Source organism: Streptococcus sp. 2018WUSS126 (genome assembly GCF_044427425.1).
GTDB classification, from domain to species: domain Bacteria; phylum Bacillota; class Bacilli; order Lactobacillales; family Streptococcaceae; genus Streptococcus; species Streptococcus hashimotonensis.
Genome location: NZ_JAOTGB010000005.1, coordinates 1 through 16,060 on the forward strand (window position 1 = coordinate 1; position 16,060 = coordinate 16,060).

Annotated in this window: 12 protein-coding genes; 11 read left to right on the forward strand and 1 reads right to left on the reverse strand. The window is 34.8% G+C overall.

Features of this window, described 5'->3' with window-relative positions; translation table 11 throughout:
- Together ODU34_RS02790 and ODU34_RS02795 are read left to right on the forward strand one after the other, a co-directional pair.
- The coding region (locus ODU34_RS02790) for a GBS Bsp-like repeat-containing protein (protein WP_398582918.1) at positions 1 to 2,292 on the forward strand (2,292 nt) is incomplete at its 5' end.
- A 77-nt stretch (positions 2,293 to 2,369) separates the two neighbouring features.
- Complete coding sequence (locus ODU34_RS02795) at positions 2,370 to 2,798, forward strand: glycoside hydrolase family 73 protein (protein ID WP_079268065.1); 429 nt, start codon at positions 2,370 to 2,372, stop codon at positions 2,796 to 2,798.
- Between the two features lie 62 nt (positions 2,799 to 2,860).
- Here ODU34_RS02795 and ODU34_RS02800 read toward each other — a convergent pair whose 3' ends face one another.
- Positions 2,861 to 5,410, reverse strand: coding sequence for an LTA synthase family protein (locus ODU34_RS02800; RefSeq protein ID WP_205014844.1), 2,550 nt, complete (start codon positions 5,408 to 5,410; stop codon positions 2,861 to 2,863).
- Between the two features lie 213 nt (positions 5,411 to 5,623).
- Here ODU34_RS02800 and cps2T point away from each other — a divergent pair, with 213 nt between their 5' ends.
- Genes cps2T through ODU34_RS02845 form a run of 9 tightly spaced genes read left to right on the forward strand, consistent with a single transcriptional unit; the run spans position 5,624 to position 16,059 of the window.
- Positions 5,624 to 6,772 carry a beta 1-4 rhamnosyltransferase Cps2T gene (gene cps2T, locus ODU34_RS02805; protein ID WP_398578300.1) on the forward strand — a complete coding sequence of 383 codons (1,149 nt, stop codon included), beginning with the start codon at positions 5,624 to 5,626 and terminating at the stop codon, positions 6,770 to 6,772.
- Positions 6,769 to 7,698 carry a glycosyltransferase family 2 protein gene (locus ODU34_RS02810; RefSeq protein WP_105106130.1) on the forward strand — a complete coding sequence of 310 codons (930 nt, stop codon included), beginning with the start codon at positions 6,769 to 6,771 and terminating at the stop codon, positions 7,696 to 7,698. Before cps2T ends, ODU34_RS02810 begins: the two co-directional genes overlap by 4 nt.
- A gap of 2 nt (positions 7,699 to 7,700) precedes the next feature.
- Positions 7,701 to 8,507 (forward strand): ABC transporter permease, encoded by an 807-nt coding sequence (locus ODU34_RS02815; protein WP_002937101.1) that lies wholly within the window; start codon positions 7,701 to 7,703, stop codon positions 8,505 to 8,507.
- Complete coding sequence (locus ODU34_RS02820; RefSeq protein WP_105106129.1) at positions 8,507 to 9,721, forward strand: ABC transporter ATP-binding protein; 1,215 nt, start codon at positions 8,507 to 8,509, stop codon at positions 9,719 to 9,721. Before ODU34_RS02815 ends, ODU34_RS02820 begins: the two co-directional genes overlap by 1 nt.
- Positions 9,703 to 11,466 (forward strand): rhamnan synthesis F family protein, encoded by a 1,764-nt coding sequence (locus ODU34_RS02825; RefSeq protein ID WP_238145677.1) that lies wholly within the window; start codon positions 9,703 to 9,705, stop codon positions 11,464 to 11,466. Before ODU34_RS02820 ends, ODU34_RS02825 begins: the two co-directional genes overlap by 19 nt.
- Positions 11,467 to 11,498: 32 nt before the next feature.
- Positions 11,499 to 12,758: a polysaccharide biosynthesis C-terminal domain-containing protein gene (locus ODU34_RS02830; protein ID WP_024378821.1), complete on the forward strand. Its 1,260-nt coding sequence runs from the start codon at positions 11,499 to 11,501 to the stop codon at positions 12,756 to 12,758.
- Positions 12,755 to 14,062, forward strand: coding sequence for a DUF2142 domain-containing protein (locus ODU34_RS02835; RefSeq protein ID WP_398578301.1), 1,308 nt, complete (start codon positions 12,755 to 12,757; stop codon positions 14,060 to 14,062). Before ODU34_RS02830 ends, ODU34_RS02835 begins: the two co-directional genes overlap by 4 nt.
- A gap of 24 nt (positions 14,063 to 14,086) precedes the next feature.
- Positions 14,087 to 15,076, forward strand: coding sequence for a glycosyltransferase family 8 protein (locus tag ODU34_RS02840; protein ID WP_395408927.1), 990 nt, complete (start codon positions 14,087 to 14,089; stop codon positions 15,074 to 15,076).
- Positions 15,077 to 15,078: 2 nt separating this feature from the next.
- Positions 15,079 to 16,059, forward strand: coding sequence for a glycosyltransferase family 2 protein (locus ODU34_RS02845; protein WP_398578302.1), 981 nt, complete (start codon positions 15,079 to 15,081; stop codon positions 16,057 to 16,059).
- The last annotated feature ends 1 nt before the right edge of the window (position 16,060 follow it).

Genomic DNA, 16,060 nt, shown 5'->3' on the forward strand with positions numbered 1-16,060 from the left:
GATTTACGTTGGTATGAAGCCACTCGTCAGTCAGATGGCAGTTATAAGTTAACTGTCAATAAGAAGGACCATAAGTACCGCACAGGCACCTACACGGTTCATTTATATTATAAGGATTCAAATGGTGGTTTGACAGGTGCAGGTGGTACAACGACTCATTTATCAGAAGCGAAGCCAACAGGCACCATCACAATTGAAAATCGTAACGATGCCCAAGGTACCTTTGATGTTCGTGTTACTAATGTTTCATCGCCGAAAGATATATCAAGTGTTATTTTACCTACTTGGTCCCAGACGGATGATTTACGTTGGTATGAAGCCACTCGTCAGTCAGATGGCAGTTATAAGTTAACAGTTAATAAGAAGGACCATAAATACCGCACAGGTACCTACACGGTTCATTTATATTATAAGGATTCAAATGGTGGTTTGACAGGTGCTGGTGGCACAACGACTCATTTATCAGAAGCGAAGCCAACAGGCACCATCACAATTGAAAATCGTAACGATTCCCAAGGTACCTTCGATGTTCGTGTTACCAATATCTCTTCTCCTAAGGATATAGCGAGTGTTATCTTGCCGACCTGGTCGCAGTCAGATGATTTACGTTGGTATGAAGCAAAGCGTCAGTCAGATGGCAGTTATAAGTTAACTGTCAATAAGAAGGACCATAAGTACCGCACAGGTACTTATACAGTTCATCTATATTATAAGGACTCAAATGGTGGTTTGACAGGTGCAGGTGGTACAACGACTCATTTATCAGAAGCGAAGCCAACAGGCACCATCACAATTGAAAATCGTAACGATGCCCAAGGTACCTTCGATGTTCGTGTTACTAATATCTCTTCTCCTAAGGATATAGCGAGTGTTATCTTACCCACTTGGTCTCAGTCAGACGATTTACGTTGGTATGAAGCCACTCGTCAGTCAGATGGCAGTTATAAGTTAACTGTCAATAAGAAGGACCATAAGTACCGCACAGGCACCTACACGGTTCATTTATATTATAAGGATTCAAATGGTGGTTTGACAGGTGCAGGTGGTACAACGACTCATTTATCAGAAGCGAAGCCAACAGGTACCATCACAATTGAAAATCGTAACGATTCCCAAGGTACCTTTGATGTTCGTGTTACTAATGTTTCGTCACCGAAAGATATATCAAGTGTTCTCTTACCTACCTGGTCCCAGTCAGACGATATACGTTGGTATGAAGCCACTCGTCAGTCAGATGGCAGTTATAAGTTAACTGTCAATAAGAAGGACCATAAATACCGTATAGGTACTTATAGTGTTCACTTATATTATAAGGACTCAAGTGGAGGTCTAACAGGTGCTGGCGGCACAACGACTCATTTATCAGAAGCGAAGCCAACAGGCACCATCACAATTGAAAATCGTAACGATGCCCAAGGTACCTTTGATGTTCGTGTTACTAATGTTTCGTCACCGAAAGATATATCAAGTGTTCTCTTACCTACCTGGTCCCAGTCAGACGATATACGTTGGTATGAAGCCACTCGTCAGTCAGATGGCAGTTATAAGTTAACTGTCAATAAGAAGGACCATAAATACCGTATAGGTACTTATAGTGTTCACTTATATTATAAGGACTCAAGTGGAGGTCTAACAGGTGCTGGCGGCACAACGACTCACTTATCAAATCCGTCAGCACAGCGATCCTACACAGTCTATATTGACCCAGGGCACGGAGGGCGAGACTCGGGCGCTTCTTACGGTGGCGTACATGAAAAAAATCTTGCATTGTCTGTTTCAAATAAGTTGCGTGAAAATCTCTTGAAATATGGAATCAATGTTTTGATGACCCGTACAGGTGATTATGATGTAGACTTCAAAACAGAGCGTTCACGAATGACGAATGCAAGTAACGCAGATTTATTTATTAGTATTCATTTTAATGCGACGGGAGCAGGAGTTTCGAATGCGACTGGTATCGAAACATACTGGTATCAATATAATCCAGAATACCAACCTAAAATTAATAAAGAAATGCATAATAACCCTACTCGTTTAGCTGAAAGTGAGATTTTAGCCAACAAGGTCCAGGAGAGTTTAATTAAAGAAACAGGTGCAGTTAACCGTGGCGTAAGAAGAGAAACTTTTGCAGTCCTTCGTGAGACAGCAATTCCTGCTATTCTAGTAGAGTTAGGATTTATGGATAATCCTTCGGAGTTGCAAGTTATCAAACAAGATTCTTACCACACTCGCCTTGCGAAAGCATTGGCACAAGGCGTAATGAATTGGTACGGTGCTGTTGAGGGAAAGTAGAAATTGCAGGTACAGGTATTGAAACAGAAAAACTTTCTAATAATCAAAAAAGTTTCATAGCTAATCTAGTACCTGCAATTGAGCAAAGTTCAAAAGCTAATTCTATCCTTTCGAGCGTCATGTTATCTCAAGCCATCCTCGAAAGTGCATGGGGAACGTCATACTTGGCAACTCATGGGAATAATCTTTTTGGCATCAAAGCGGATGCTGCGTGGACAGGTGCTACAATTGAAATCATTACCAATGAATACCGTGATGGTGAGAAGAAGCAAGAAAAGCACTTGTTTAGAAAATATAATTCATGGAATGAAAGTGTAGCAGACTATGCTAAGTTCTTTACCTCTACTCCGTGGAGAATAAAAAATTACCAGAGTTTCAGAGAGGCAACTGATTATCAACAAGCGATTCTTGCGCTAAGACAATCAGGATATGCTACTGATCCGAAATATGGTGAAAAAATACGATCAATTATCGAGAATTACAAGCTTTATCTTTTAGATAATTAAGTTTTTGGGATGATTGATGATAAATAAATAGCCTTGCTCAAGAACGAGCAAGGCTATTTTTATCACTCATATAAATCTGTTAAAGGTTGTTTGTCAATGGCACTATTGTATTCTAGTTGTAAGTATGTTTGGTAAAGTGGTAGGGTTGATAGATCTTCAATTTGTTGGCCATTATTATCGATATTTCCCCAGCTAGTAATGATAGGTGCTTCGATTTGCATATCACTCAAAAATTGTTGGTAAGGTGATCGAGGAAGGGCATAGTCGGATTCGGATAAAATATCCATCAAATATGGAACGAGATAGTTTGGGCTGATTGTTGTAGATTCGCGCTCCCTAATATCAAAATTCGACCAAATCACTAAAGGGGTAGAATATTTAGCAGCAGGATTATTTTCATCCATAAATTGTGCGTAAAATTCTTGAGTCAAACTAGGTTGGTGATCGCCGTACATGACGATGACCGTTGGCTCTTTGTAAGTGCTAAAGAAAGTAATTAAATCTGCAAATGCTTCATCTGTTCTTTTCATGCTGGTCAAAAATTCTGTTTCAGCTAAGTGTTCAGATGTTGAACCATTAATGCTGACTTCGCGAGGATAAATTTCTTCCGTACTTGGATAGCCTCCATGTCCTTGCATGGTAACAACAAAGCTAAATAGAGGCTGGTTTCCTTTTTGGGTATAAAGTTCTTTTATTCCGTTGAACAAGAATTGATCAGATGGCCAGCCACGATCGATTGTTAGTGGTGCTAAGCTACTAATAGCAGGTTCCGAATCTAAAAAATAAGATTTATTAAACCCTAGTAGAGGATACACTGCATTGCGGTTGTAATTATTTCCAGATTGAGGATGTAGAGCTACGGTGTCGTAATTTTTATTTTTTAGATAAGTTGCGAAACTTGGACGTTCTTGTGTGATAATCTGCTGATATGGGAATAAATTAGAGGATAATAAACTGATTGGGTTACTTGTCAGCACTTCATACTCGGTATTTGCAGTACCACCGCCAAAGACTGAGACATTGAGGGTGCCATGAATAGTATTGTCTGTTAATGCATGTTGGTTTGATAGCGGATCAGGCTCCATATTTAAGCCCTGTAAGTTTGAAAAATCACTCTGTGATTCATTCTGTATAAAGATAATATTAGGTCTGATTGTTTGTTTTTCTGTTTCAGGAGGGTACTTCTCAAGAACTTCATTAAGTTTTGGGAGTGAATATCCCTCAGGCTTAGTTATTTTACTATCTTCATAGAAAGAGGCGAGTGAGAGTGGTAGCCCAAATTGACCATAGGTGACGTACATTCTCCAGTAGTTTAATGATATATTTGCATTAGAGACGACAGTTTTATTAATCATTGGAACGATTGTTATTAAAGTTATGTAGCCCAGTAAAATTCTGCTGAAACGTTTCGGCCATTTGAAATCATAACTAGAATAGAACGTTCTAGAAGGTAGAAGTTTTGGTAAATATAATTTGGGGATAAAGAAAAAGAAGGTCAATAAGATATAAGAAAATACCATGCTTTGTAGCATTCGATTGTTGATATTAATTGCTACGCTAGAAGCTACATTTAATCCGTCTGTAATTTGAAAAAGATTATAAAATAATAGAGGAGCACCACGGCTGTCAATCAAAAGTTGGTTACTTATACCAATAAATACTGAAGCGGATAGAATTAATAGGCTGGCAAATCGTAGGTTAGTTGTAAAGACCAGTATTAGGTAGAGGACTCCGATAATGATTAGATTGTTCCAAAGACTGTTTGGGGAAAGAGTAGAGAATTGTGAGTAGCTATTTTCAATAATAAATAATGAAAAAATGGGAACTAGAAGATAAATCACTGATAGGCTAATCGTTTTGAAGGCTTTAGAGATATGACCTCGGAGCTGTTTGTATCCTAAAAGACCAAAAAATATCAGGAAAGTTAGTGCAACTAATAGCTGTTGAGTTTCCATTTTATTAAAGTTCGAATTAAATAGCACTAATTCATTGCGATATAAACGTGGAAATGTAAAAGTAGTGAATATATATTGAACGATTAATAATATTGTTAAGATACGGATATCTCTTCTTTTGATTCTCCGTGTTGCTCCATTTAAGATAAAGCATGTTAGACCTAAAGCAAGGACTATTAAGTGGAGGTACCAAAATTGATTATCTTTAGTTATCCGTAAAGTATAGGGAAGCTCAATAAAGGCTAAATTTTTATATTTATCTCCAGTTGATGTGTCAATGGATTCAACCAATTGTCCACCGACTTTAATTTTTACAATAGTCGGATTTTCACTAACAAAGTATTCAAATGATAAGGTTCTTACAGAAGAGGAAGATTTAATTACGAGTGAATTTTCTTCACCTAGAGAAGAAAAATTAGGAATTAAATCAGCATCATTGATTCCCCATTGGTTTTCTATAATTTCTGATGAATGAATATAGTGTCCATTTATTTGGATGCTGTCGATTACTTGGTTTGGTTGTTCTGCGATTATTTCTATAGTTCCATCATTTTTTGTAGAACCTAATTCGTTTTGAATGAGATGTGCATAGAGAAAAAAACTTCCAATCAATCCGATGGAGATTAGTATGTGAATAAGCTGTTTGATTAGTTTCATATTTATTAACAATTCTAAGTTTTATATTTTTATGTAAAAGCCAGTACATATTATATCAAATTTTTCTTATTAACTCAAAATTTGTTTTTATCTATACTGTGGAGTTAGAAGTGTAGAAAAAGAAAAGGCTTTATAGCCAAACTAGGATAGAATTAGGAAAAAAAACTAAAAAATGGTATAATGAAAAGAACTGCAATTTGATGGAGAGGATTCATGAAACACGTTTTTATTATCGGTAGTCGTGGACTGCCAGCAAAATATGGTGGCTTTGAGACCTTTGTCCAACAATTGGTCAGTCACCAACAATCTGAAAAGATTCATTACCATGTGGCGTGCTTGTCTGATACAAGTCATCACCAACATTCGACCTACCTGGGTGCAGATTGCTTCACCATTAATCCACCAAAACTTGGACCCGCTCGTGTGATTGCTTATGATATGATGGCGATTACTTATGCCCTTAAAATCATCAAGGAACAGCAGATAGAGCGACCAATTTTCTATATCTTGGGAAATACCATAGGTGGCTTCATAGTGCCTTTTGCAAAAATGATTCACTCTGTTGGAGGTACCTTGTTTGTCAATCCAGATGGTTTGGAATGGAAACGGACCAAATGGGCTAAACCAGTTCAACGCTATCTAAAATTTTCTGAAAAAATGATGGTCAAATATGCTGATTTGATTGTCGCTGACAATGAAGGTATTGAAGATTACTTGCAGTCTGAATACTCAGCTACAAATACAACTTTTATTGCCTATGGTACAGAGTTAAGTCCGACTAAGTTAACCAAAGAATCTGAACAAGTTCGCCAATATTTTACAAATTGGAACATTAAAGAGAAGGAATATTTCCTGATAGTTGGTCGCTTTGTTCCAGAAAATAATTATGTAACAGCTATCAAGGAATTTATGGCCAGCAAGACAAAACGCGATTTGGTCATTATAGCCAATCATGAAGGCTCTGCTTATTTCCAACAGCTCAAAGAAGAAACAGATTTTGCATCTGATTCACGTATCAAATTTGTTGGAACAGTGTACGATCAAGAACTGCTAAAGTATCTTCGACAGGAGTGTCGAGCTTATATCCATGGACATGAAGTTGGTGGTACTAATCCTGGTCTACTTGAGGCCTTGGCACAAACCAATGAAAATTTGGTTTTAGGTGTTGATTTTAATAGAAAAGTTGCCCTAGAAGGTGCTCATTATTGGAGCAAAGATGCAGGAAATTTGGCTCATTTGATTGATCAAATAGATGGACAAGCGGAATCCATTGAGCTTGGAAAAGTTGCAAAAAAACACATGCAAGAAGCCTATACATGGGAAAAAATTGCACGTGAGTACGAGGAATTATTTTTACAATGAAAGTAAATATACTCATGTCGACCTACAATGGTCAACAGTTCTTAGCTGAGCAAATTCGCTCTATCCAAGAACAGACTTACACAGACTGGACACTATTTATTCGTGATGATGGTTCCAGTGACAATACAAAAGAAATACTTAAAGATTTTGAGCGTCAAGATAGTCGAGTTCATCTTATTGATAGTGATAAGAGTGACAATCTTGGAGTTATTAAAAGTTTTCACAAACTAGTGAACCACGATAGGGCTGACTATTATTTTTTTAGTGATCAGGATGATGTTTGGTTGCCAAATAAATTGGAACTCAGTCTAAACGAAGCCCAAAACTATCCAGCTAATCTCCCCTTAATGGTTTATATGGATTTAAAAGTGGTGAATCAAGATTTAGAGATTATGACTGAAAGCATGGTAAAATCTCAATCTCATCATGCCAATACGGAATTGGTGCAAGAGTTGACTGAGAATACTGTGACTGGCGGTGTCGCCATGATTAATCATACTCTCGCTGAAATGTGGCAAGAGACAGATGATATACTCATGCACGATTGGTACTTGGCCTTACTTGCTTCAGCCTTTGGGGATTTGGTGTTTATTGATCAACCAGGTGAATTGTACCGCCAACATTCTGATAATGTTTTAGGTGCTCGAACTCTCTCAAAACGCTTTAAAAAATGGATTCGTCCTCACATTTTATTTGCGGTCTATTGGGACTTGATCAAAAATAGCCAAAAACAAGCCCGGCATTTATTACAAATGCCACTTTCTCAATCAAATAGAGAATTAATAGAAGCCTTTGTAACCATTATGGATAAACCAATGCTTGAACGATTCAGGATTTTGAGAAAATATGGTTTAAGAAAAAACAAAACCTTTCATACATTAGTATTCACAACATTGATTGTGACAAAATTTGCATATAAGGAATAGCTATGAATTTATTAAATAAAGAAAATCAAATACTCTTAAGAGAGATGATTAAAACAGATTTTAAATTGCGTTACCAAGGTTCTCTCATTGGGCATCTCTGGTCGATTTTGAAGCCGATGTTACTTTTTACAATTATGTATTTAGTATTTGTTCGTTTTTTGCGCTTTGATGATGGAACTCCTCATTATGCAGTAGGGCTACTATTGGGTATGGTAACATGGAACTTTTTTACAGAAGCAACTAATATGGGGATGATGTCTATTGTTTCACGCGGGGATTTGTTGCGCAAATTGAATTTTTCGAAAGAGATAATCGTCTTTTCTTCAGTTGCAGGAGCTGCAATTAATTACGCCATTAACTTAATGGTTGTGTTTGTATTTGCTGCTATTAACGGGGTTCCCTTTACTTGGTCCATTTTAATTATAATCCCATTGTTTTTTGAATTGGCATTACTAGCAACAGGTATAGCTTTCATTTTATCCTCTTTATTTGTAAGATTTAGAGATATTGGTCCAATTTGGGAAGTGTTCTTACAGGCTGGATTGTATGCAACACCAATTATTTATTCACTAACATTCATTTTACAGCGTGGGCAAGTAACATTTGCTAAATTGATGATGTTGAATCCTGTTGCACAAATTATTCAAGACTTGAGACATTTTATTGTTTATTCTGGGAATACTACAGTTAGTGAATTGATTGAAAATCCTGTTATTGTGGCAATTCCGTATATTCTTCCAGTCGTTGTTTACCTATTGGGTATAACTGTGTTTAGAAAAAATGCCAAAAAGTTTGCGGAGATTTTGTAATGGTAAAAAAAAATAATATTGCTGTAAAAGTAGAACATGTTAGCAAGAGTTTTAAGCTTCCAACGGAGAGTAGTCAGAGTTTAAGAACTACACTAGTTAATCTATTTAAAGGAATTAAAGGCTACGTAGAGTATAATGTTTTGCAGGATATCAGTTTTGAAGTTGAAAAAGGGGACTTTTTTGGAATTGTTGGTCGCAATGGTTCTGGTAAGTCGACACTGTTAAAAATTTTATCTCAAATATATGTTCCTGAAAGAGGGACTGTAGCTGTGGATGGTAAATTAGTTTCTTTTATTGAACTTGGTGTTGGTTTTAATCCGGAACTAACTGGTAAGGAAAATGTATACCTAAACGGTGCGATGTTAGGATTTACTGCAGAAGAAATTGATGCAATGTATGATGATATTGTTGAATTTGCGGAATTAAGTGAATTCATGAATCAAAAGCTGAAAAATTATTCTAGTGGTATGCAGGTACGTTTAGCCTTTTCAGTTGCCATTAAAGCTCAGGGAGATATTTTGATACTTGATGAGGTTCTAGCAGTCGGTGACGAGGCCTTTCAGCGTAAATGTAATGATTACTTCCTAGAGCGTAAAAAAAGTGGAAAAACGACTATTCTTGTCACCCATGATATGGGAGCTGTGAAAAAGTATTGTAATAAAGCTCTTCTTATAGAGAAAGGATACGTCAAGGCATTAGGAGAACCTGATGATGTAGCTAATCAATACAGTTTTGATAATGTGCTTGCCTCAATAAGCGAAGTTACAGAAAACGAAGAACCTCTACATCAGAGTGATATTGTAAAAGATTTGCAGATTAATCTGGTCTCAAAAAATCAAATTGAACCAGATGAATCAATTGAAATCGAGTTTAAATATACGGTTTTAGAAGATATTGAAACACATATTGCATTTACATTTTTAGATTTAGAACGTCATTTTGATGTATATAACGACAATTCTATGGATTTAAAAACATTTGGCAAAGGTGAGAAGTTTATCCGAGTGAAATGTAAGCTACCTTCAATTAATCAGGCAAAATTAAAAATGGCGGTGTCAGTACGAAATAGTAATAAACAGCCGTTATTATTTGCAAAGACTTCTGACACACCAGCTATTTTTATTAGTAGGAAGTTTAGTACTGATAATATTGCAGAGGAAGACGCAGCAACCGGGTTTATTCAGAGAAATAGCCAATGGGAACTACTAGAATAATAAAATATAACGGAGGCAGAATGTCGCGTTTGTTGGTATATGTTCACTATAATAAATATAATGTTGTCAGTGAATATATTTATTATCAATTAAAGTCGATACGAAGTATTTATTCAGACATAGTTTTTGTTTCTAACAGCCATATTTCAAAGGACATAGTACAATATTTACAGTCGGAACGACTGATTGATTTTTTTATCCAGAGAGAGAATATTGGTTATGATTTTGCGGCATGGAAAGAAGGGCTGAATCAAGTAACATTTTATCAATATGATTCGATAACTCTGATGAATGATACATGTTTCGGCCCCCTCTGGAACCTAGAGGATTATTATAGTCAATTTGAAAGTGATGTTGATGTAGATTTTTGGGGGATGACCAATCACTTAGAGACAAAAATAGATAGTGTAGTTGTCCCGGAACATTTACAGTCATATTTTATGGTATTTAAAAAACGAATCTTGCAGAGTCAAGCATTTGTTGGTTTTTGGTCATCGGTAAGTGAGTTAACAGATATTCAAGATGTTATAAAATTATATGAGAGCCAATTGACAAAAATACTTTTATCAGAGGGCTATAGCTATAAGTGTGTATTAGATACATCCATTTGTTGTAAAACCCTTGAAAATAGAAATGTTACACTAGAATATCCAGAAGTTATACTTAAAAATAATGTTCCATTCATAAAAATAAAGAGTTTTACCGAATATCCAGACAGAATATATTCTTTATTACATCTTATTAGGATGAAAACGGAATATCCAGTTGAATTAATCGAGAGGCATTTGAGGCAGATAATTATTCCGGGTACGAGTTTTATTCCTCAAATACGGGTTTCGCAAACGATGGAAACTGTTCTATCTTCGAGGTCGGTACTTCTTCATGTTCACATAGAATCAGTGTCTATTTTTGAAGAGTATATTGAAGAGTTATGCAAAATAGCCGATAGGTGCCAGTTACTAATAACATTGCCAGAAACTGATTTTTCAAATAATTTTAGTATAGTTGAGAGATATTTATTCACCTACCAATTGAGAGCACAGATTGTAAAACTCACAGATGAATTGCATTTTTTTGAAATAGTAAATAACTATATGGGAGATGCCAAATATCTTGCTCATATAACTGTCAAACAAACAAAGGAAATAAAATATTCTGGAGAGGATATTATTGACAGGCATCAGTTGAGGAAAATGTTTTTTACATCATTCGATGCAGTGATTTCTAATTTTGAATCACAATCTAATTTGGCTGTAGTTATTCCGGACTTAACAATTAATCAAAGATATGATAGAAAAAGCCTTCGTGAGGGCAATCCAGAACTTATTCGTCAATTGAATATACTCTATGAATCACTTGTGAGAACTAAGAAAGTTGATTTTTATAAAGTGCCTTATATAATTGGAGAAGAAGTAAGTTGGTATTGGATAAAAACAGAACACTATAAAAAGCTTGAGGAAAAATTTAGAAACATTGATTTTTCAAAAGAAGATAGATTATTGCTAGTTCCAATATTATTTATTTATAGCGCGTGGGATTTATCAAATGATTATGCAGTGGTCGAGAATACTGAAAATGTGAGTCCAATATTGGAAAAGATTAGTTTTTCCAGCGAAAGGGAATTACGTTTAATTATTGAAGAAAAAGAATTTTTACAAATTGGACTGAGAAGGACACTAAAGATAATATCTGTTGGAATTGTAAGTGTGTTTAAGATGATAAAGAAATCTCTATTAAAAAATTAGGGATAACGGATGACAAACAAGGGGAAGATAGTGTGAAGAGCAAAATAGTATCACCGAAAACAATATTTATTTGGAATTTATTAGGAAGTATTTCTTCAGCAGCAATATCAATATTTTTATTGTTACTAGTAACACGTTTGTTGACGGAATTAGAGGCTGATATTTTTAGTTTTGCTTATGCAGTAGCAAATCTTTTTGTAATCATTGCTAGTTTTCAGGTAAGAGATTATCAAGCGACTGATGTTTCGAAAAAGTTTTCGTTTAGCCAGTATCTTGCAACAAGGCTTATAACAATCACTATTATGCTATTACTTGCCTTAAGCTATATTTTTCTGTCTAAATATGAATTTCAAAAATCTGCTTGTATTTTCCTAATATGTTTGTATCGCGGAAGTGACGCTCTGTCGGATGTTTTTCAAGGATTGTTCCAACAAAATGCTCGGCTAGATATTGCAGGTAAATCACTTTTTTTGAGAAACTCTATTGTGATTTTGACATTTGGACTTGGTTTGTTTATAACCAATAACCTGCTACTCTCATTAATCTATCTAGTCATTAGCTCATATTTATTTGTTTTCTTTTTTGATGTTCCGAATTTGTTTCAATTTACGAGGGTTATCAAAGAAGAAATTAATTTGAAAGCCATTAAAAATATATTGTTAGAATGCTTGCCGTTATTTATTAATGCATTTTTACTTGTTACTATCTATAATCAACCTAAATATGCTCTCAATACTTTTTTTGAGAGAGGTGTTATAGGAACAGGTGTTCAAAGGGATTTTAACATTTTATTTATGCCTGTTTTTTCAATGAATATTTTATTGATTTTGTTTAGACCCATGATAACTCAGTTGGCTATATATAGAAGAGCTGGGGACTATAATCAATTTAAACAATATCAGAAGCGTATCGTTAAAATGGTTGTCGGGTTGGCTGTGTTAGTTTTGGTCGGGGGGATAGTATTGGGGATTCCAGCATTAAATATTCTCTATGGAACGAATCTTAATAAATACTGGCTAAGCTTTATTATAACAATGCTTGGGGGAATTGCGAGTACCTTTGCAACCATTTGTGATAACATGCTTACTGTTTTGAGGAAGCAAAAGTATCTCGTAATTTCATTTGCAATTTCTTGTCTATTATCCATATTGATTTCTAATCCATTGGTAGAATATTATGGAATATTGGGGGCAGCTATTGCTTTTGTGAGTTCGATGTGGACTTGGTTTTTAATTTCTTTAGTAATATATCTAAAATTGCAAAAACATTTGAATTGGGAAGTACAAGAATGAAGATAGAAAAATTATTTTTAAGGTTAGCAATCCCCTTTTTGTTAATTTCAATATTTGTTATGCCTGTGACAAAGGTTCCTGATGAAGCAACACATGCTTTTATGTCGTGGAATATATTATTTGACTCTCCTACAAGTAGAGATACAGAGGCAATGAATGAATTACGGGCAGCAGATTTTACGTATTCAGAACCGGAGATTCATGCAGTTGATTCTACAGAATATTCAAGCCTTTTTACCAAAATTCGTGATTTTTCAAAGGACAAATTATCTATCGATTTTTCTCTGAAATCGTTAATGAGTACACCTCAGCTAATTGGTCTAGTTGTAGGTAAATTGATTTATCCGTCATATGGTATGATGGTCACTATAGGGCGCCTTTTTAATACAATAGTCTATATTATAGGTATCTACTATTTGATAAAAAAAATAAAGTATGGGAAGATGACGCTGTTTTTTGTCTCGCTTTTACCTATGATGATTCAGCAGGCTGGCTCACTGTCTTATGATGTGGTGAACTATCTGGCTGTTGTTGCATTTTTTGTTTTTTATGTTAACTTATTGGTAGACAAGGTGCTGACCACCAGGAAATTTATTAATTTAATATTATTATCCTTGCTATTATATTTAACAAAAGCAAATAATATTTTACTTTTGGCACTATTGTTTTTTGTTGATTTTGAATTTGAAGGTGTCTTATCTAAGTTTAATTCGATTTTAAAATGGATTCAAAAGAGAAGATTACCAATTCTTATTTTGGGATTAGGACTAGTTTTACTTGTTAGCTATCTGTTCCTACATAATAGAGGTGGTGTCGTGCACTTTGTTAAAGTGATGATAAACAGCTTATTTATCAATAATAGAAATGATCATCTTAATGGTATTTTAACGGTTGGTATTTTTGGTTATTTTGGCTGGTTTGTCACTCAATTACCTCTTTGGTTAATTTTCATAGATATTTTCATTTTTACGTTATTATTATTTAATGATGGAAATTTAAAGATAAGTAAAACAGAAGGTCTTGCTTCGTTATTTGTACTCCCTGTTCAGGTAGCTATCATTGTAGCGGGCATGTATTTTGCATGGACACCGACAGCTATTGGACCAAATGCAATGATTTCTCAAGGGGCACAAGGAAGATACTTTACTCCATTTTTAGTCTATCTATTTCCGGCATGTTTAATGTTAAAAGAGCAGGTAAGTGTATCGGTAAAACAGAAGTATTTGATACGGTTGATCACTGGCACAGTAGTCATTAACTTTATCATGTATCTATTTTTGATAGTGGATTATTATTGGTTGTAATTTAAGATAGTGGAAGAGGGAAACGTGAATATATTATTTACATTGAATGATGCTTTTGTCCCGCAAGTTGCAGCTTGTATGGGCTCAATCATGCGAACATTAAACGAAGACGATACATGCCATTTTTATCTTTTCTCAGATGGTATTAGTCAACAGAATAAAGAAAAACTTCATCAATTTGTTACCGACGGAGGAAATAAATTGACAATCGTTGAATTGGAAAACTTGGAATCATATTTTGATTTTGAAGTTGACACAAATGGTTGGGCTTCGGTTGTACTTGCAAGATTACTTGTAGATAAATTACTGCCCGAAGAAGTTGATAGAATCATCTATTTAGATGGAGATACTTTAGTTTTAGAAAATATTCGGGAGCTATGGGAAGTAGATTTAGAGGGGAAAGTCCTTGGAATGTGCCCAGAACCAACAGCTTCATCTGAGAGAAGAGAGAGTTTGGGTTTGGGTACGTATACATATCATAATGCGGGAGTTCTTCTAATCGATTTGAAACGGTGGCGTTCAAAAAGTATAGGAACAATTATTTTTGATTATTATAAAGAAAAAAATGGAGAGCTTTTTGCTAATGATCAAGATGCACTGAATGGAGCATTGAAAGAAGAGATAAAAACACTCTCAATAACTTATAATTATTTTAATATTTTTGATGTTTATCCATATCGTACGTTGGAAAAATTAAGTAGGCCTTCAACGTTTATTTCAAAAGAAGAATTTGTAAAAATTCGTAAGCAACCACGTATTGTTCATTTTTTAGGCGAAGAACGTCCATGGAGAATCGGAAATAAACATCGATTTAGAGAGGACTATGTTTCTGCATTAAATCAGACGCCATGGAAAGGTACTCAATTTGAGAGTGGTTGGCAGCTTTACTTTTTCTGCTTTAATCTTTTTAACATGGTTATGAAGCCTTTTCCTATGTTGCGCTATAAAATTATTACAGTCTTAATTCCTGTATTCATGAAATATAGGAAAATTAGATTACAAAAAGGAGTCTAGGTGTGAAGTTTTCCGTTATTATCCCAGCGTACAATGTTGCTGATTATCTGGAAGAATGTGTGTATAGTGTACTGAATCAGACTTATGAAGAATTTGAAATATTGTTGGTAGATGACGGTTCTACAGATGGTATAACCTCCAATATATGCGATAAATTAGCAGCTAAAGATGATAGGGTGAAGGTATTTCATCAGTCTAATGGGGGATTATCTGCAGCCAGAAATACAGGGATAAAGAACGCTAGTGGTGACTATATTTTATTTTTAGATGGAGATGATTTTTGGACTGATATATGCTTTTTAGATGAAATTAATAGAGAAATAATTTCACATGACGAAGTTATTGATGCAGTTATCTATCCATTTTCCTACTTTTACGGTAAGGATGATGTAGCAGTTCGAAATTTTTCTAAAAAATTACCGTTTCATCAGGTTATTACAGATACGCGCTTACTCGTTGAAACAGGAGCCCTAATCACCCCTGCTTGGAATAAGTGTGTCAGAAGAGATAAATTTACCTCTGCTCTTAATTTCTTGAGTGGATATCTATATGAAGATGGTATTTGGTGTGCAAATCTCTTGAAAGAGTTGAATGTATTTATTGTTGTAAATAATACACAATGTATGTATCGTCAGAACCGACAAGGAAGTATTACAAATAATGTCACGCTTCGACATGTAGAACATGCCTTTAGAGGAATTGAAGAAAATTTAAAGAATTTTAAACAACTATCGAATGAGAAACAAGAAGCACTTTTGATTTATTTATCAAATTCTTATATTTCCATCTTGCCATTTGTATTTCCATATCTGAATAATTCTGATATAAAAATGTTTGTGAAAAAATTTAGATATTTGCTAAAATATTCACATAGGGTAGAACTTGTTTCGTTTAGAATCTCAGGTTTAATGACCAGAGTTCTGGGGATATATGTATCAACATTTATTCAAAACAAACTTTTGAAAATTTATAAAAGTAGATAAT